The sequence below is a fragment of the Fenollaria sp. genome (assembly GCF_057222035.1).
In genome coordinates this window covers 1-19539 of sequence record NZ_JBXXYC010000006.1, presented here as the reverse complement: position 1 = coordinate 19539, position 19539 = coordinate 1, and the positions used below count along the sequence as shown (strand labels likewise).

Below are 19539 nucleotides of genomic sequence, written 5' to 3'. Positions count from 1 at the left end.
ATTTTGAACGCGAGGAAAATTATGAAAGATTATGAAATAATACACGAAAAATATTTAATAAGCAATTATTTAAGCGATTTTGGCATTAAAAACGTGATGAGCCTTAAGCCCATAAACATAAAAGGAAATGAAAACTACTTTGTTGGCGAGCTTCCAAAAATTTTGCATCACATGGGCCTTGATTATAAAAGCATAAACGTAACACGCCAAGTGCACTCCAATAACATCGCCATAGCTCATGATCATGGCATAAATTTTTATGACGATACCGATGGACTTATAGGCGAAAAAGGCGACGTACTTGTGATTAAGAGCGCAGATTGTCTGCCAGTAATAGTCTACGATTGTGTAAATAAACGCATCGCAGCCGTTCACTCCGGCTGGAAAGGCACAGCGAACTCAATAATAAAAGAAGCTATTCAAAAAATGATGGGACTTGGTTCAAGAGCAAAAGATTTGAAAATTTATGTCGGACCACATATACAAAAAAATTCATTCGAAGTGATGGACGATGTAAAAGATGTTTTCGAGAAAAATTTTTCTTATGAGGATATTATTTTTAAAAAAGATGAAACGCATTATTTAATAGATTTAGGTCAAGTAGTGAAATTTGATGCAATGAGCCTAGGTGTTAAAGAAGAAAATATATACATTTCAAGCGTAGATACAGTCACAGACCAGCGCTTCCACTCATATAGACGCGACAAAAAAGATTATGGACTTATGTATACATTGGTTTGTATATAAAAATATTTGATATAATGCCCGCGATTATGATACAATATTCGCGGGCAAAGGAGAAATAAAAAATCAATGCTAGCTAATTAAATTTAGCTAGCATTTTATTTTTTCTACAAATTAAAAACGTCTATATCAAGCCATTCTACAAATCAATTCAAGTAAATGGCGCAATTTCATTCAAGTAAATGGCGTAATTTTATTCAAGTGTTTGGCAAATATCTATGGCCTTAATGATGTTATTGGTACGACGTATACACCGTCATTTCTTTTATAAGCAAAAGGTGCTTGTGCACACAAAACCATCATAAATGAAGGCTTCTTCATGCTATTGGTATCGATTAAATCAGAAAGAGTCTTAAGTGTCTGAGCTCCCTCCTCAATAAGTTTATCTCCACCTAATTTTATCTCTACAAGACCATAAGAACCATTTCTTAGGTGAATTACAGCATCACACTCAAGTCCGCTCTTATCTCTATAGTGATAAACACTTCCATCTAAAAGCTCTGAATATATTCTTAAATCACGAACAGCTAAGTTTTCAAATAAAAATCCCATAGTGTTTAAATCTTGAATTAAATCTTTTGGGCCAATACCCAAAGCAGCTGTAGCAATTGATGGATCTATAAAATATCTCGTATCAGTCGAACGAATGGCTGTCTTTGAACGAATATTCGGGTTCCATGCAGGAGCATCTTCGATTACAAATATCTTTTTTAGTGCATCGATGTAAGAATAAAGCGTCACTTGGTCAAAAGTATCAGCCTGATTAGCTAACATATCCTTCCTTATAGTTTCTAAAGGAGCCTGTGAACCTACATGCCTTGCATAAGACCTTAATAAGCTTTTTGCCTTTTCTACATCTCTCTTTACAGAATCAACCCTGCTTATATCATTTTTCACAACAGAATCAAAATAATCTATCGCTTGAAATAGAGAAGCTTTACCTTCTAATTTAATCGATATAGGCCAACCGCCTCTGCATATCAAAAATGCAATATCATCCAAAGTTTTATGATTTGCACACGAAATTTCTTTATCATCGAAAAGATCACTCAAAGAAATGGCTCCATCCGAATCCTTAGACTCATATAAACTCATAGTTCTCATATAAAGTCTTGATATTCTGCCAGTACCACTGTGCATAGACGCGTCAAATTCAGCTGGTACAGCAGATCCTGTCAATATAAACTGACCGAAGTCGTCCCTTTTATCGACTTCATATCTAACAGCGTTCCACAAGTTTGGCGCAAGCTGCCACTCATCAACAAGTCTAGGCGTTTCTCCTTCAAGCAAAGCGCTTGGATTAAGTTCAGCCATCTGTTTATATTGTTTAGTCTTATCTGGCTCATCCATAGCAATAAAGCTCTTGGCGAACTCTTTTGCACTTGTAGTTTTTCCGCACCATTTTGGTCCTTCTATAAGTATAGCTCCCTTTGCTTTAAGTCTTTCATCAAGTAATTTATCAGTAATTCTTGGTAAATAATTCTTCATGAGCCTCTCACCTCTTATGCTTATAATACCATATATATACACATTTGTCAATATTCATTCAAGTAAATGGCGTATTTTCATTCAAGTGTTTGGCATAAAAAAGAGCAGCCTAAACTGCTCTAAAATATTTATCTATTAATCTGTTAGATTTTTTATCCATTTCTTTGATATTACTCTGGGTAGTCCTATGCAAGCCTTGGCCACTTCTTCGCAGCATGCCATCAAATACACAAAATGTAGCGGTAATTTAAATACTACTGAGCCTAAAAATGACATTGGCACTCCAATTAGCCAAACGCAGCTCATCTCTAAAAGCATTGAGTATCTTGTGTCTCCACCGCCTCTAAATATGCCGACTACAAGGGTCGAGTTATGTGTTTTAACGAAAAGTATTAGTCCCATAGCTATAAATAAATTTGATGCGATTGCTTTTGACTCTGCTGTGATATTTGGAAACATCACAAAGAAAGTATCTCTAAATATTATCATCAAGGCGCCAAGTATAACGCCTGTTAGTGCTGATAACTGCAAAAGCCATGTGCCGTATTTGTATGCTTTTTCTTCATCTCCTGCGCCAATGTAGTTACCGACTATAACTGTGCATGCGCCTGCTAAGCCTCTAGCTAGAACGAAGAATATATTTTGTACTGTCATACCTATCTGCAAGGCTGTAACGCTTCTTGTGCCAAGCTTTGCGTATGCAATTTGGTAAACGATTTGGCCTAGTGACCAGAATGTTTCGTTTATAATAACTGGTCCGGCTGTCATTATATACATTTTTTTGAAATGGCTGTCGAATGTCACGAAGTCTTTTATTTTACCTGTTAGTGGTCCTCTATGTTTTTTAAGTGCTATATATAAAACTGCAAATTCTAATATACGTGCAAATATTGTACCTAAAGCGCCACCCGCTACGCCCATGGCTGGAAAACCAAGTTTACCAAATATAAATACATAGTTAAAGAAGGCATTTCCGAAAAAGGCGATGGTTGAGGCAACTAGAGGCGTCTTTGCATTGCCAATGCTTCTCATCGATACTGAGTAAATGAAGTTTACTGCTGTTAGTATGTATGAGAATGAAACTACTCTAAGATAAGTAACTCCATAAGGTATAACCTTTGGGTCTTGTGTAAAGATTTTCATAAGTTGTTCTGGTATCAGTAGCGCAAGTACTGTAAATACGCTTGATACTATAACTGCTAGTATTAGCGCCATACCATGTGATCTTCTAACGCCTTGGTAGTCTTCTTTACCGTAGAACTGAGCTATCATCGCTGAGGTTCCTGTCGCTATACCAAAGCAAATTAGTGTCATGAAGAAGAAAATTTGGTTTGCAAGTCCAACAGCTGATATCGCATAGTCGCCAAGTGATGATATCATGGTTGTATCTAGTGTATTAAGTACACTTGCGAGCAAATTTTGAAGTGCAACTGGTACTGCAAGGCTATATACTAATTTTAAAAATCTTTTGTCATTAAACATAGCTCGTAAATTTTTCATTTAACTCATCCTTTCAATTTTTTCATTTTATCACTAAGAGAGAAACTTGTCAAGATGTTTCGCCTTGCGAATGGAGATATTATTTTAAATATTTATATATTCTTAAAAAATATATTTGCAAAGAAAAAAGAGCCTGGCTAAGGCTCCTATTTCACACTAATTACAAAATAACTATTTTTCTTCCATCACTAGTATTTCTTCATCAGCTTCGTTTTTTGCGTCTTCAACAGCTGCTTCGTAAGCTTTGTAAACTTTTTCTTCGATGTCAGCTCTTGTTTCAGTGTTGATTGGGTGAGCTATGTCTCTGTAAGTACCGTTAGGTACTTTTCTTGAAGGCATTGCGATGAATAAACCTTCTCTTCCTTCAATAACTTTGATGTCATGAACAACAAAAGCGTTATCAAAAGTAACAGAAGCTGTTGCCTTTAAGTTTAAACCGTCCTTTTCAACAAGTCTTACTCTTACGTCTGTAATTGTCATTTTCCCATCCTCCTAATTTAGCTAAAAATTGCTTGATTTTTCTCATAATATATATTATGATAAGTATATAAGCAAAATTATAAATTAGCTTATATATATATTATACTAAAGAGTTGAAATAATTTCAAGTACTTTTTTCATATTTAGGAGGAAATATGGGCTTTTTTTTGAAAAAACACAATATTGACAATATATTTTTCATAGGCATAGGTGGTATCGGTATGAGTGGTCTTGCCGAATTACTTATTTCTGAGGGATGTAAAGTTAAAGGAACTGATACTGGCGAGTCACAAATCATAGAAAGACTTAAAAAAATGGGCGCCGTTGTATACAATAAACACGATGCAAAAAATGTTGAGTCATCAAAGGTAGTTGTTTACACAGACGCAATACGTCCAGACAATCCAGAGCTTTTAAGAGCTAAGGAACTTGGTTTAGAAATTTATGATAGAGCAAGCTTTTTAGGTGAAGTGATGAAGCTCTTCCCTAACTCAGTTTGCGTTTCAGGCACTCATGGTAAAACTACTACAACATCGATGATTGCTTCGATCACAACACATACTCAGATGGATCCAACCATACTTTTAGGCGGTGAACTTGATGAGATTGGCGGCAATATAAGGATTGGTAAGGGTAATATCATCATCAGTGAGGCATGTGAATACAAGGCAAACATACTAAAATACAATCCTACCATGGCCATGATTTTAAATATTGACGAGGACCACTTGGACTTTTATAAAAATATTGATGACATAATCGCTACTTTTAAAAAATATGCTGACGACGTGCCATCAACTGGTTATGTAGTATATAATAAGGATGACGAACACGTTCTTGAAGCGATAAAAGATGTTACAGCTAAGACTATCAGCTTCGGTGTTGACTCTGATGCTGACTACAAGGCTGAAAACATCACTTATGATGAGAATGGCTGCGCTAATTTTGATCTTATTCATAACAATAAAATAACTGAGATTAAATTAAGTGTTTTAGGTAAGCATAACGTTTATAATGCGCTTGCTGCCATCGCTATGGCGAATACTTATGGTGCATCACTTGAAGATATTAAAAAATATATACTTCTTTACGCTGGCGTTCACAGAAGGATCGAGACTAAGGGCTATATCGGAAGCGTTCGTATCATAGATGACTACGCTCACCACCCAACTGAGATCATGGCGACACTTGAAGCCGTTAAAAAGATGGCTAAAGGCAGAATCATCACCATATTCCAGCCACATACCTTCACTAGAACACAAAAACTTTTACAAGGCTTTGCTGAAGCGTTTAAAAGAAGCGATGTTACCATCATCACTGACATATACGCTGCCAGAGAAAAAGATACTAAGCTTGTTCACTCGAAAGATTTGATCAATTCGATGAAGGAGCACGGCTACGATGCTATGTATATCTCAAAATTTGAAGACATAGAAAACTATCTTCTTGATAATTTAAGGGAAAACGACATCATCTTAACTGTCGGCGCAGGTAATATTTATAAGCTTGGTGAAGATTTATTAAAAATTAAAGATAAACAATAATATATATTATAATGGAAGATTTTTTAAGCACACATCAATTTGTGTGCTTTTTCATGTTTATATTGATAAAATTACAATAAATTTAATGAAACTATAAAATTTTCTTATAATACTTATAAATTATTTTCATCACAGAAACGATGTATTTTATTTACACTTTAGCAGGTTTATGTTACAATATAAATACAAAATTAAAAGGAGGAAAAAATATGCTTAATACATATTTAGCATTCGAGTTAGAGCCTATAATCAAAGCGATTAACAGTGTATTGTGGTCAAAATTTTTGATGTATGCACTTTTAGCTCTAGGTATTTTTTATACTGTTTATCTAGGTTTTCCACAGATCACTAAGATAGGCTTAGCATTTAAGTACGCTTTTGGCGGAATGTTTAAGAAAAAAGAAAAATCCAAAGACGGCGAGGTAGAAGTAAACTCATTCCAAGCACTTGCTACAGCGATAGCTGCTCAAGTTGGTACTGGTAACATAGGTGGTGTAGCGACAGCCGTTGCATCTGGTGGACCGGGCGCAATTTTCTGGATGTGGGTTTCAGGTATACTTGGTATGTCAACTATATTTGCCGAAGCAGTTCTTGCACAATTGTACAGAGAAGAAAGAGATGGCGAGCCTGTGGGCGGTCCTTCATACTACATTTCCAAAGGACTTAAATCTAAACCACTAGCAGCAATATTCTCAATCACTATAATTTTAGCTCTTGGCTTTGTTGGTAACATGGTTCAATCAAACTCAATCTCTCTTGCAATGTCAAATGCAATAAACGTTAACTCACTATACATCGGTATTGCTCTTGCAGTACTTGTTGGCTTTGTTATCATGGGTGGTCTTAAGAGAATCACGACTATGGCGGAGCTTGTAGTTCCTTTCATGGCTATTATCTACATCATCGGTGCATGTTTTATACTTTATGTATATAGACATCATTTAGGACTAGTTTTCTCTGGCGTATTCAGAGAAGCCTTCTCAACTCAAGCAGTTGTAGGTGGTATGGCTGGTACAGTTATGAAAGAAGCTATCAAAAACGGTGTTGCTAGAGGACTTTTCTCAAACGAAGCTGGTATGGGTTCAACACCACATGCTCACGCAACTGCAAAGGTTAAAGACCCTTGTATGCAAGGCTTTGTAGCGATGGCAGGCGTTGTTGTTGATACTATCGTTATCTGCTCAATAACAGCTCTTATCGTTCTAGCTACAGACGCTCACATGTCAGGAGCAAAATCAGTTGCCATCACACAATATGCATTTAGCGCAGCCTTTGGCGAGCCAGGATCAATATTCCTAGCAGTTTCACTAATGTTCTTCGCTTTCACAACTATAGTTGGTTGGTACATGTTTGGCGAAATGAACATCCGCTACTTATTCAAAGGCAAAACAGCCATCAATGTATATAGAGTACTAGTACTTATATGCATAGTAGTTGGCTCAGTGTTTGGCGCATCAATCATTTGGGACCTTGCTGATACATTCAACGGTTTCATGGTTATCCCGAACCTTATCGCCCTATTCTTACTTGCACCACAAGTTAAGAAAGCTTACAAAAACTATTTAAATAGAAAAAAAGCTGGCGAATTAGATTAATATTATATATATAAAAGCTCTCACTTAATTGATGAGAGCCTTTTTTATTGTTTTCGATATGGCACTCATTGTCTCGATAAGACATTTACTGTTGATAAATAATGCATATTCTGTTATACTAATAATAGATAAGGGAGGTAGGAGGGGTATTTTGAATATATTTTTAAAAATTAGTATAGTTATTTTATTTGGGGTGATAGGTGCAAAAATCGCGAGAAGGCTGAATTTGCCAAACGTTACAGGCTACATAGTCATGGGTCTACTACTTGGCCCATCATTTTTAAATCTTGTAACGCCTGAAGCAACGCCCATCATTTCCTTTGTTAATGAGTTCGCTCTAGGCATCATCGCCTTTGCCATAGAAGATATACTTGGCGACATGAGTAAACCAGGCGTTGGACTTATGTTTGTGATGCCGGTTGATAGAGTCGTTGGCTGGACTAAGTAAATATTTTAAGAAAGACAAAGCTCTCACAAATTAGTGAGAGCCTTTTTTGCGTAAATATTTATTTTTAAGTTTATAATTTATTATTCGCCAAAATTTGCCTTTAGTAAAGCATCTACACTGTCGTAGCCTTTGCAGTCAAGCTCGGTCATGCTAGCAGTATAATCGCCTTTTGAGTCAATGACAAGGACTTTGTTTTCCTTATCAAGCTTGTATTTAAACGCAAAGATGCTGCTTAAGTAGTCTATGTCAAAGTAAAGAGTCTCGCCAAAGACCTTTGTTTCTTCAGGCGCGTGCTTCTTGTAAGAAAAACTTCTAAGCCCTTCGTCGTCTCCATCGAAGCTGTAACTGATATTGTATTTTTCGTTGTAAGTCAAAGCAAACGCCATGCTTCCAGGGTAGACACCGTAGATGATTTCGTCGTCATTAAGTAGTTTTGAGTAGTCAGTAACTTCGTCTAAAGCTTTGTCATCAGCATATTCGCCACTCTTCCAAGCGCGAGCCATGATCTTGTTAATGCCAGAGACGCTAAACAGCCTTGCGTTAATATTCTCTACGTAGCCGTAGTCTTCGCCGTCAACGCTTACAGCGTAGTCAATACAGTCAAATACATCTACTCTTTCTTTACCTGTTTCTTCTTCTTTTTTTTCTTCGCCTATAGGTTTCTTTGTTGGCTCCTCCTTGTCATTTCCTCCACACGATACCATAAACATAGATAAAGCGAGTAAAATTAATAATATTTTCTTCATATAAACCTCCTAAACAAGTTTATTATAAGCCTTCTTTTGAAGATCATCAAGCCTTTCCCTGTTGCCCTTCGCCATGGATCCAGTAAATGGCACTTCATAAAGAAGCTCCGCACCCAAATGAACTAAAGTGATGTTCGCCTTGCTGCCCTTATAATCCACGGTAAAATTTTCAATCTCGTCCCAAGGCATCAAAACAAAATTTCCCTTCACAGAATTTGAAATTTCCTTCTCATATATACCCTTTTCACTAAAGTACAACACAAAAGACCTCGCACCGTCCATAGTGTAATACAATCTACTCAAAAATAATTTTAATAAACCCCTTTTGAAGTCATTGCGTTTTAGTGCAAATAAATAATTTTTATCGTCATTAAAATCTTCCTTGACCTTATCCGCGATTTCGCTCGCAGTATTCATTAAAAGACCCACGTCTATACCTCCTATTTAAAAATAAATACTTCCTTGATGTCCTTGCCTAAGACCTTGCAGATCTTGTAGGCAGTCTCAAGACTCGGGCTGATAGTTCCCGCTTCATATGCCATGATTGACCTTCTCTTTAAGTCCACCGCCTTGGCAAGCCTGTGCTGCGAAAGGCCTTGCTCCTTTCTAAATTCAGCGATTCTGTTTTCGATTATAACATCCAAACTATCACCCCTTATAATTATGGTTACATTTATAGTACTAAATATGTTACATTTATAGTACCATAGTCATAGATCTTTGTCAATAGTTTTTTGCAAAAAATAAAAAAGTGACCTAGTATAAACTAAGTCACCTGTGATTATGGTTTTGAATGTTTGATTTTTATTTTTTTATTTAAAACCAATCAGTTCATTCTCTTTCAGTTCATAATAAACTATCGATTGCTTCTCTCCAAGCTGATTCGTCCACGAGTCATATTCAATACGAATTTTCTTAAAGCCAAGCTTTTCATAGACGTGCTGAGCTCTTTTATTATTTAAATTTGTCGTTAGAAATATGGTCTTCGCGCCCATTTTGAAAAGCTCTTCTATAAACAAAGTAAGTATCACTCGTCCAAGACCCTTCTCTTGATAAGAGGCATCACATATCTTTATACCTATCTCGCATCTATCATCATCAGAAAACTCATAATTCATCTCGCCAATGGCCTTGCCTTTGTACTCAATCATCAAAACTCTGTGAAGATCAGTGTAATTTTTGATCTGCTCTTTAATTCTCTCCTCATTAGTGTTCACGCCGTTTGGGAAGCCCGCGTGAGCCATGACAGAGCCGTCGTTCCACCAAGATGCAAGCTGAGCTGCATCAGTCTCAATCACATTTCTAATTAAAATGTCTTTATAAATTATCTTCATTTGTAAGTTTACTCCTTGATTTATAGATTCTTCTTGTAATATATAAATCATACCACGAAAGCGGCTAAAAGTAAAGAAAAAGTGACCTAGTATATACTAAGTCACCTGTGATTATGGTTCTGAATGTCCGATTTTTGTTTTGAATGTACGATTTTCATTGTCAATGTCCGATTTTTATTTCAGAAAAATGCCATTATGGAACTACTTCTAAATACGATTTGTTTAAAGCTAAGCTAAATACCTGAGAATTACTCTCCACTCACTCACCAAGTCATCCAGCCTATACCTTGCATTAGCTGGACTTGTCGATGGCAGCTTCACTCCCTCAAGTTTTAGCTCTTTCTCGTGATACTTTTTGTAATATTTATACGAAGTTGCTCCATTAATAAAAACTTCTTTAATATCCGCGCCTTTAATAATGCGGCTTAAGTCAGATGGCTGGGCATTTTTTATGCTTGCATCACTAGAGCCAATTATATCGCATTGGTAAATGGAGTCGTAGAGAGCAATCTTGTGCCTCGATAAAAAATCTTTGCGCTCATCAACGTCATCACTTAGCACTTCATTGAACAAAACTTCCATCACGCGCCAAAATCTATTCTGTGGATGGCCATAAAAGAAGCCATATTCACGAGTCTTGACAGATGGAAATGATCCAAGAATTAGAATTTTTGAGTCGTGCGTATAAAAAGGCTTAAGCGGATGAATTATAGTCTCGTAAATTTCTTGTGGCATAAAATTATCACCTCTATATTAAAGAAGGCAAATATATTTATTTAGTCTTCTTATAATTTATTTTACTCAGCACTTAAGGCTTCAACTGGGTCTTTCTTAGCTGCTATGCTTGATGGTATAAGTCCTGCTATTAGGCTTAGTACAACTGATATTGCGATCAAGATAAGTGCTGCTTCTTTTGGAAGCGCAGAGCCAATAGTAGCTATGCCCGTTGCCTTAACCATGATCCTTGTTATAAATATATTTAAAAATAAGCTTATGCCAACACCTATAAGCCCTGAAAGCAAGCCTATAATTAAAGTTTCTGACATAAAAACTTTGTAGATATCGCCCTTACTTGCACCAATTGCCCTTAGTATACCGATCTCTTTTGTTCTTTCGAAGACGGATATATATGTGATGATGCCTATCATTATAGATGAAACAATAAGCGAGACGCCTACAAAGGCTATCAAAACGTATGATATGGCTGCAAGTATGTCTGTGATGGATTTTGCGATGGAGCCAATAAGGTCGTTAAAGTTAAGCTTTTGTGCACTCTTCTTGCCTTCATTGTATTCATTAATAAGCTTTTTAACCTTATCTCTATTTTCAAACTCATCCACATATATTGATATCTTCGATGGATTATTCTCATCGATATAACCAAGATTTTCAAGATTTTTCTTATAAGAATAGTCTTTCAAAAATTCATCATAAACATCCAAGTAGTCTTTGTCTTTGCCTTTATAAAGCATATAGTTTAGCATGGCCCTATCATTTGACTCTCTTGTCTTAGGCGCAGCTGGTGCTATAGCATTCATGGCCGCATTAAGCGCCTGCATCTCTACTAGCATCTCTTTCTTATTTTGCAGCATCCACGCGTTAAAGCTAGTAAGGCTCTCATCTGGCAAATTCTTTAGATAGTCTTTTGCCTGATCTATCTTTTCTTTTTCAGTATCAGCCTTAAATTTAAGTCCATTTAAAACATTTATGTCTTTATTTTCTAATTGTTTTTTAATAATTTCTTGCTCTGAAACATATTTAATCATCGCATCAGTAAATTTACTGCTATAAGCAAGCGGTGTTTGGCTTATATTGGAGTCGTTGTCAATCTTTTTCCTTGCAATACCAGCTATATGCATGCTGATAGCAGAGTCTATAAGCTTTTCTTTCTTCTCTTCATCATCCTTGATGTTAATGTAGCTAGCATCCTTCTTTTCATAATAGTCTGATGGAGTGACTACCTTGTACTCATGACCGATGATTTCCTTTGGATCAATCTCAACTTTTTTTATGTCAACCTTTTTATTATCGTCCATATCAGAAAGAATTTTCTTGTATTCTTCCGAGTCTAAAAAGCCTAGCTCGTAGAAATTACTTCTTAAAATTTGATTATTATAATCAGTAAATAATACTAATTCGTCCTCTTTTTCAGGCCACTTGCCCTCGATTAGCTCGTATTCGTCTAAAACCATTGGCGAGATATTGCCCTCTTTATCACTAATAATCTGAGAAAAATTGTCATTGCTCTTTGATGCTGACAGGCTGAAAAATTGATTAAAGCCAAAGACGCTCTTCTTTTCAAAATCAGAGCCATCAGTATTAATCACTTTGCCCTTAGCATCCTTTGTATAAATGTCAAAACCGCCATCATAAGCGTAGGAAATAAAGTGTTTGCCTACCTTTTCGTCTAGCTCCGCTTCGTTCTTGTCTAGGTAGTCTTTGAACGAGGCAAGGTCATTCTCATATCCGCTACCTGATATCTTTGACCTATTTGTAAGACCGATGTCATTTGAGCTAAGTTTTGATCTATCTGTAGTCTTTGAAACGTTGTTATCAAGCTTTGTAAGACTAGATAGGTCGATGGATTTGCTCTCAATATCTATTGGGAAAGACTTCAAAACATTCCTTTGATTGTCAGCAATGTAGTCACTTGCACCACTTGATATAGATATGATGAGGGCAATCCCAATGATGCCTATCGAGCCAGCAAAAGCTGTTAGAAGCGTTCTCGCTTTTTTACTCAAAAGATTGTTAAAAGATAGTCCTAGAGCCGTTCTTAGCTTAAGAGCTATCTTTGAAATTTTAAAGCTGTCGCCCCTTTCTTCCGCTGCATAAGAATCCGTGTCAGAAATTATCCTGCCGTCCTTTATACCGATTATCCTTGTTGAGTACTCTTCTGCCAATCTTTTGTTGTGCGTAACCATGATGACAAGCTTATCCTTAGCAAGCTCCTTTAGTAAATTCATTATAGATATAGATGTTTCGCTGTCAAGAGCGCCCGTTGGCTCATCCGCAAGTATGATCTGCGGATCATTAACCAAGGCCCTAGCTATAGCTACCCTTTGCATTTGACCGCCAGATAAGGCACTCGGTCTTTTGTGTATGTGCTCCTTTAGGCCGACCCTTTCAAGAGCTTTTATAGCCCTTTCTTCAGCATCGCCGGTGTTTTTATTCGATAGTGTCAATGACAGTTTTACATTGTCAAGTATACTTTGATGATTGATTAAGTTGTATGATTGAAAGATGAAACCTATCCTAACGTTTCTATAGTAGTCCCAGTCCTTGTCCGAAAACTTCTTCGTAGATCTGCCATCGATTACAAGGTCACCCTCATCATAACGCATAAGACCTCCAACTATATTTAAAAGAGTTGTCTTGCCTCCACCAGATTCACCAAGTATAGAAACAAACTCACTCTCTCTAAACGAAATCGATACATTGTCCAAAGCCCTTTGTGAAAAGCCTTCAGTATGATATATTTTTGATATATTTTTAAGTTCTAACATATTTACTCCTTTCTTATACTTATTACCCAATAGCCACTTTTGATAAATAAATGTTTTCATAAGCATAGATAAGCGGCAAACGAGACAAATAAAGCCCTCCTTACCACTAAAGTAAAGAGGGTTCTTTGATAAATTTTCCTTTTTTTCCTAAAAAATAAAATAGCAAGTCTCAGGCGCAATTATGCGCTATTATTTAATATTGTGCTTAGCCATCTTTTCCTTGAAAATATTAGTGATGATGCTCCTAAGCTCTTCCCTTTCCTTTTCAGGCAAATCGCCTTCAAGCTTAGCAATAGCGTATAAATCAGGATGCTCCTTAGCTATCTTCTCAATAGTTTTACTAGTCGCGTGCTTCCTAACGAAAAATGGTATCTTCTTAATCCAGCCCTCTGGCAATAGCGCAACAATCTTATCTGCCGCTTCCTTGTCGCTAATCTCAGCAGTAGATAGGCCTTTTTCTATTTGTTTTTGTTCTTGTTCAGTAAAATCTTTAATATCCATATTTACCTCCTAATTTATATCTTATAGCTAGTGTATTTTTTACTTAATTTATATACCCAAATTTATAAGAAATGCATAAAAAAGTTTCTGAAACGAAATATTTATTAAATACGGTAATAGTTTGGCAATAAGAAAAGTGACCTAGCATATACTAAGTCACCATGATTATGGTTCTGAATGTCCACTTTTTTATCTTCAATGTCCGATTTTCTATTTCAGAAAAGTGCCACTATGGCAATAATTCTAAATAGGATTTATTTACTATTTAATTTTTCTTCACAAGCCCACTAAAAGTAAAGAAAAAGTGACCTAGTATAACTAAGTCACTTCTGTCTCTATTTACTTTTATTTTTTTGTAATTTTGATGCCACAAAAAATATAAGCATTCCAAAGACTGCTGCGAGTATGATCGCTCCACCCGGCTTTACATCGTAGTAGAAGCTTGCTGTGATGCCACTTAGCATATAAACAAGTCCTAAAACTATGGTGATGATCAGCGTCTTCTTGTATGAGCGAGCAAGTATCAGTGTTGTAGCAACTGGAAGCACTACTAGCGATGTAAGCATAAGTGCTCCAACTAATTTTACTGCCATGGCGATGGTGATCGCGCTTAGTAGTGTAAATGCTGCGTTTACGCGTCTTACCTTAACTCCTGAGAGTCTCGCTGTGTTTGGGTCTATAGCGATGGCAAGTAGTCCTGCGTACTCTTTGATGCTTGCAAATACAACAAAAACAAAGACCACTAGTGAATTAATCACGTCCTGCATCGATACAGAGGCGATACTACCAAATAGGTATGAATCAAATGATGTTCCTCCCGGAGCGAAGTCCGATAGTATCGAGGCTACTCCAAGGCCTATACTCATGATGATGGCTGTTGCCATGTCGCCGTATTGAGGGAATTTATGGCGAATGATCTCGATTAAGAAAGCTGCTACCACACATATCGCTAGCATACCTATAAGCGGGTCGAAACCAAGTATTAGTCCCATACCAACGCCTGCTAGCGCTGAGTGTGATAGAGCATCGCCTATCATCGAAGTTTTTCTATTTACCATAACCACACCGATTGCTGGCACCATGATTGATAAAAAGAAGGCAACTACTAGCGCCTTTCTCATAAATGCGTACTCTAGCATGATTTTTCCTCCTTTTTCATCTCTAATTGATATAGACCTGCGTCTTTTATCTCGTATGTTGCGTCTAATTTAGCGTATTTCATTAGCTCGTCTAGGTCATGCGTTACTAAAACTATGCTTGTGCCTTTATCGTCGTTCAAAGTTTGTATTGTTTTTAAGAAGGAAATTCTACTTTCTTCGTCGACTCCGGCTGTTGGCTCATCTAGTATTAATAGTTTTGGATTGTTTAGCATGGCCCTTGCTATCATGGTTCTTTGCTGTAAGCCGCCTGATAGCTCGTTTACGGGCTTGTTCTTGTACTCGATTAGACCTAAATACTCTAAAATCTCATCTACTTTTTTATAGTGTTTTTTGCGTGGGAACTTAAAAAATCCAAATTCCTCGTAAAGGTTCAAAACTACCATCTCCCTAACGGTGATGGGGAAGCTAACCTTGCTGACAACACTCATTTGTGGTACATATCCTATATCCTTATAGCTTTTGTATGAGGCTATAGGTTTTTCTAAAATTTCTACCGATCCCCTTTGTGGTTTAAGCTCTCCTAGCAAATTCTTGATGAAGGTTGATTTACCGCTACCGTTCGCTCCAACTATGGCGATGAAATCACCCATCTCAAGCTCTAAATTTATATCCGAGAGAACTTTGTGATCAAGGTATGAAAAGTCTAAATTTTTTATGCTAATTGCTTTCATTTTGTAATTTCATCTCCTCATATAGATTCGTTAGATTCATCTTCATCAAGTCGATGTAGTCCATCTCATCAATCGTTTGACCCGGGATTATAAACTCCATACTAGCTAGTGGACTTATGTGAGCACCAGCTATCTCCTCAGATATAACCTTGGCAATGGCTGTCGGCGCACCGTACTCATAAAATATCGTCTTGATATGACCTTTCTTTGCATAGTCGATGGCCCTGACCATGCTTCTAATGCTTGGCTCACTCATCGATGTCAGGCCTTGAAGTGGGTACTGCTTTAGTTTAAAGTCTCTCGCAAGATAAGCAAAAGCGTAGTGCATTACGATAAACTCCCTCTTATCAAGCTCTTGAAATTTGTCACGAAACTCAGTTTGTAAAAGAGTTAGCGTGTCAACCGCCTTAAACCTTCTCATATCAATCATTGCCGCCTTCTTAGGTACCAAATTACTTATCTCTCTAGCAATAGTGTTAAGATAAGTCTTTGCATTGTTGATAGATAGCCAAGAGTGCGGATCATAAGTGATCTTGTCAACTTTTTGTGAGCTGCCTCTTAAAATCTCCTCACCCTTCATCGGATTGTCCTTCATATCGACAAATTCAAATGAAAGAATATCCTCAGGAAGCCTGTCAGTATAAACAATCCATTTGCCAGTCTCAGGCAAAACATAATTAAGCTCACCCGATTCGTGACGCATCTTTATCCTATAGACCTTGCCGTCCTCAACATTAAGCTGCGTCTCTTGGTGAACGATGTCGCCCTCAACATTCATAATCTTACGGCCTTCCTTGATAAGTTCATCCTCACTCATGCTTCCGTCATCCCTTTTAAAGGCTATACGCAAGTAATCCTCGTGAGTGTGGCCAAAAATCATGTTGTTCCTTTTTTCCTTGTAATCAAATCTCGTCATGAGCTGAAAATCACCGATGGATGCTGCACCAGTGTATGAGATCAGGTCAACATTGTCAGATAAAGTCAAAATCTTTAAATTAGGGAGATTCTCCTTAATCTTGTCAACCCATCTCTCCATGTTAGCCCCATTAACAATCAAAAGATCAGCCTTAGCTAGCCTTTTGATGTCCTTCGCAGATGGCTCCCAGCTATGAACCGTAGCCGACGTTGGCATAAAGCTCTTCACGACTACATCGTCCTGAGCCACCATCTTCGTAAGCTTATATATAGGAAAAAAAGAAGTATAAACCAAAGGTTTCTCCCCGGTCATACCTCTTTCTTCTATAGCGTTATCACATGAAAAAAATGTTATTGATACAAGGAGTAAACATAGGAATAATAATTTTCTCCTCATATTAATGAAATTACTCAGTTAATTCTTCAGCAATGTCTTGGCTGTCTACAGATGTTCTGATGTATGTTGGGAACCACTTGCTGTCTTGGTCCTTAATATCATCTAAGTTATCAGTATATCTTGTGTGGTAATGAGCTAAGTGCTCTTCGCCGTGGATTTGCATTAAAGCCATGTACTTCTTAACATCTTTAGAATCAGTTTCAAATACATACCAATTTAAAGTTTTATTTCCGTGAGGTACTTGGATAGTGTCAACTAATTTGTATTCAGCCTTAGCAATCTCCTTGCCTTCACCGATCTTGCCATCATAGAAAGTGATAGTGTCTCCTTCAACGTGTAGACCCTTGTAGTCAGTTGCTCTTCTTTCTTCGATACCCTTGATGTAGTCATCAGCTGAGATACCCTCTTCTTTAGCCTTATTTTCTATAGCTTCCTTAACAACAGGATCATCATAGAAAGCGTTGATAGAGTTCCAGTCACCAGCCCACATCTCTAAAGAAACATCTTCAGCAGGAGCTTCAGTCTTTTCCTCAGACTTATCTTCAGCTTGTTCTTCAGTCTTTTCCTCAGTAGTGTCAGCAGCTGCTTCAGTCTTTGGTTCTTCCTTAGCAGGCTCATCGTTCTTCTTACAAGCAAACATCATAGATGAAACTAAAGTAAGAGCTAGAGCTAGCGTTAAAAATCTTTTTGCGTTTTTCATTTAAAAACCTCCTAATAAATTTCTTATGGTGATCAGCGCCTTATATCCGAGCCGACCAATAGAGATATTAGCACATGATAAGTCCTTTGTCAATAGCCTGTACCCCACAAAATAGAATACATTCACCACATTTTCTTATAAACAATACTTTATATTAATAAGAATTGATATTTTCTAATCAAGCAATGCTCAAAACCGTTAGCTCCCACTAACATATCTACATATCTTCATACGTTCGCTATTTTTCAATATTTATCACGATTAGACATATTAAAAAAATTATAAAATTTTTTATTTATTATTAAATTATTTATAATAATGGAGCTGCTTAGATAAAATTTGGAACAAAAAAGAAGAAGGCGATGATACCTTCTTCTTAATTGATTTATTTTGTTTTCGAGAATTTATCTATTAATCTCGCTCCAGTCTTCTTGAACCATTCCCTTCACTCTTCTTCTGAAAGTATGAGTGTTAGTTGCTTCAATCATATCATTATATCCCCAGAAACTTGTTGACAAGTCTGTGAAGATTTTGATATTGCCTTTATCTTCACTTTGAAGAGCTGATACTAAATCATAATTTCTTTCGAAAATCTTGTTTAGTATGTGAGCTGCTTCTGCTCTAGTGATAGGTGCGTCTGGTCTGAATGTTCCGTTAGGGTAACCAGAGATTCTTCCTGCTGCGTACTCTTTGCCGATGGCTAATTCTGCCCAGTGGCCCTTAACATCTGCGAATGGTGCTGTGCCAAATGGCTTAGCGTCTATCGCTGAAATCATTTGAGCAAATTCTGCTCTAGTGATAGGTGCGTTTGGTATGAATGTTCCGTCAGAGTAGCCTCTCATGATACCACGAGCTACAACTGCGTTGATAGCTTGGTTGTACCATTTGCTTGGAGTGTCAGAGAATGCTGGTTTAAGTGCTGATGCAGTATTTTCATCTTCAAGTAATCTTGAAAGCATTGCAGCTGCTTCAGCTCTTGTGATGAAGCCGTTTGGTCTAACAGTTCCATCAGGATAACCGAAGATATATGCCTTGTGAGTTAGAACTTCTCTAGTATCGATTAATTCATCTTCCTTATCCATTTCATCTCTTTTATCCATTCTTTGACGGCGTCTGTCTGAACGAACGTCATCAATTACTCTAATCCTTATAGATATAGGAGCGATCTTGCCATCAACATCAACATATCCAGTAATTGTGAACATCGATGGTCCAGTATATCTTGGTGAAATCTCTACGTCTACAGAACCGTCATGGTTAACTCTTACATAAACTCCTCTTGGAGCGTCGATATCGCCAGGTACTGCGCTTACATATCCTGGATAGCCGATTGGATAGATCTTTCTTTCATCGCCAACGCCTATAGTAGTGTCAGGATAGTAAATGTCAGCGTAGCTAGGTGCTGGTGTACCAGCTTTCTTAACAGTTTGTGCTGGTGTAAATGTTGCACTCTTGCCATCTTTTGTAACTGTTACATTACCTTTGTTATCAACTTCAATTGTTGCATCTGCTAAATCTGGGTTAGCTTTCTTAATTGCTTCCTTGATCTTTTCTTGTTCAGGTCCTGTTACATTTTCAGGATCGGCAACTTCTACAGCTTCTGGTGCTTTAACTCCAAGCTTGCTGTCGTCTTGTTTAATAGTCTTGTCTGCTGGAATTGTTCCTAGAACTTTACCGTCTTTATCTTTTACTGTTACTGTACCATCGTCTGCTACATCTATTGTTGCACCTTCTGGTAATGTGCTCTTGCCTTCACCATCTTTATTTGCATCTTCAACAGCTTTTTTAACTTTGTCTTTGTCATCTTTTG

Annotated in this window: 19 protein-coding genes; 4 read left to right on the top strand and 15 right to left on the bottom strand. The window is 37.1% G+C overall.

Annotated elements, in window-relative coordinates:
- Nucleotides 1-21 precede the first annotated feature (21 nt).
- Complete coding sequence (gene pgeF, locus AC2UOP_RS05355; protein ID WP_484832906.1) at nt 22-747, top strand: peptidoglycan editing factor PgeF; 726 nt, start codon at nt 22-24, stop codon at nt 745-747.
- Between the two features lie 213 nt (nt 748-960).
- Here pgeF and AC2UOP_RS05350 read toward each other — a convergent pair whose 3' ends face one another.
- The 3 genes from AC2UOP_RS05350 to spoVG form a co-directional block, all read right to left on the bottom strand.
- On the bottom strand, nt 961-2232 hold the full coding sequence (locus AC2UOP_RS05350; RefSeq protein ID WP_484832905.1) for an ATP-binding protein: 1272 nt from the start codon (nt 2230-2232) through the stop codon (nt 961-963).
- A 135-nt stretch (nt 2233-2367) separates the two neighbouring features.
- The gene (locus AC2UOP_RS05345) at nt 2368-3732 is read right to left on the bottom strand and encodes an MATE family efflux transporter (protein ID WP_484832904.1); all 1365 of its coding nucleotides are present in this window, start codon (nt 3730-3732) and stop codon (nt 2368-2370) included.
- 171 nt (nt 3733-3903) lie between these two features.
- The gene (gene spoVG, locus AC2UOP_RS05340) at nt 3904-4212 is read right to left on the bottom strand and encodes a septation regulator SpoVG (RefSeq protein ID WP_019214841.1); all 309 of its coding nucleotides are present in this window, start codon (nt 4210-4212) and stop codon (nt 3904-3906) included.
- A 155-nt stretch (nt 4213-4367) separates the two neighbouring features.
- On the opposite strand from spoVG, the gene murC reads away from it, so the two are divergent.
- From murC to AC2UOP_RS05325, 3 genes are all read left to right on the top strand, one after another.
- Entirely contained in the window at nt 4368-5756 is a 1389-nt protein-coding gene (murC, locus tag AC2UOP_RS05335; protein ID WP_480021443.1) for a UDP-N-acetylmuramate--L-alanine ligase, read from the top strand.
- Nucleotides 5757-5965: 209 nt separating this feature from the next.
- The gene (locus AC2UOP_RS05330; protein ID WP_484832903.1) at nt 5966-7351 is read left to right on the top strand and encodes an alanine/glycine:cation symporter family protein; all 1386 of its coding nucleotides are present in this window, start codon (nt 5966-5968) and stop codon (nt 7349-7351) included.
- A 151-nt stretch (nt 7352-7502) separates the two neighbouring features.
- Nucleotides 7503-7799 carry a cation:proton antiporter domain-containing protein gene (locus tag AC2UOP_RS05325; RefSeq protein ID WP_484832902.1) on the top strand — a complete coding sequence of 99 codons (297 nt, stop codon included), beginning with the start codon at nt 7503-7505 and terminating at the stop codon, nt 7797-7799.
- An 80-nt stretch (nt 7800-7879) separates the two neighbouring features.
- Here AC2UOP_RS05325 and AC2UOP_RS05320 read toward each other — a convergent pair whose 3' ends face one another.
- The 12 genes from AC2UOP_RS05320 to AC2UOP_RS05265 all read right to left on the bottom strand — a co-directional run.
- Entirely contained in the window at nt 7880-8545 is a 666-nt protein-coding gene (locus AC2UOP_RS05320) for a hypothetical protein (RefSeq protein ID WP_484832901.1), read from the bottom strand.
- A gap of 9 nt (nt 8546-8554) precedes the next feature.
- A complete protein-coding gene (locus tag AC2UOP_RS05315; RefSeq protein ID WP_484832900.1) occupies nt 8555-8974 on the bottom strand; it encodes a histidine kinase in 420 nt (139 codons plus the stop codon).
- A gap of 11 nt (nt 8975-8985) precedes the next feature.
- A complete protein-coding gene (locus tag AC2UOP_RS05310; protein ID WP_019214835.1) occupies nt 8986-9189 on the bottom strand; it encodes a helix-turn-helix transcriptional regulator in 204 nt (67 codons plus the stop codon).
- 168 nt (nt 9190-9357) lie between these two features.
- The gene (locus AC2UOP_RS05305) at nt 9358-9879 is read right to left on the bottom strand and encodes a GNAT family N-acetyltransferase (RefSeq protein ID WP_484832899.1); all 522 of its coding nucleotides are present in this window, start codon (nt 9877-9879) and stop codon (nt 9358-9360) included.
- A 228-nt stretch (nt 9880-10107) separates the two neighbouring features.
- Nucleotides 10108-10614, bottom strand: coding sequence for a DNA-deoxyinosine glycosylase (locus AC2UOP_RS05300; RefSeq protein WP_484832898.1), 507 nt, complete (start codon nt 10612-10614; stop codon nt 10108-10110).
- Nucleotides 10615-10676: 62 nt separating this feature from the next.
- Entirely contained in the window at nt 10677-13385 is a 2709-nt protein-coding gene (locus AC2UOP_RS05295) for an ABC transporter ATP-binding protein/permease (RefSeq protein WP_484832897.1), read from the bottom strand.
- A gap of 189 nt (nt 13386-13574) precedes the next feature.
- Complete coding sequence (locus AC2UOP_RS05290; RefSeq protein ID WP_484832896.1) at nt 13575-13886, bottom strand: hypothetical protein; 312 nt, start codon at nt 13884-13886, stop codon at nt 13575-13577.
- A 335-nt stretch (nt 13887-14221) separates the two neighbouring features.
- The gene (locus tag AC2UOP_RS05285) at nt 14222-15025 is read right to left on the bottom strand and encodes a metal ABC transporter permease (protein ID WP_484832895.1); all 804 of its coding nucleotides are present in this window, start codon (nt 15023-15025) and stop codon (nt 14222-14224) included.
- Entirely contained in the window at nt 15019-15717 is a 699-nt protein-coding gene (locus tag AC2UOP_RS05280; protein WP_019214830.1) for a metal ABC transporter ATP-binding protein, read from the bottom strand. Before AC2UOP_RS05280 ends, AC2UOP_RS05285 begins: the two co-directional genes overlap by 7 nt.
- Nucleotides 15704-16945, bottom strand: a complete 1242-nt coding sequence (locus tag AC2UOP_RS05275) for a metal ABC transporter solute-binding protein, Zn/Mn family (protein WP_484832957.1) — start codon at nt 16943-16945, stop codon at nt 15704-15706. The genes AC2UOP_RS05280 and AC2UOP_RS05275 overlap by 14 nt, the downstream gene beginning before the upstream one ends.
- Before the next feature lie 94 nt (nt 16946-17039).
- A complete protein-coding gene (locus AC2UOP_RS05270; protein WP_484832894.1) occupies nt 17040-17729 on the bottom strand; it encodes a ZinT/AdcA family metal-binding protein in 690 nt (229 codons plus the stop codon).
- Between the two features lie 404 nt (nt 17730-18133).
- Nucleotides 18134-19539: S-layer homology domain-containing protein (locus AC2UOP_RS05265; protein WP_484832893.1), on the bottom strand; the 1406-nt coding region annotated here is incomplete at its 5' end.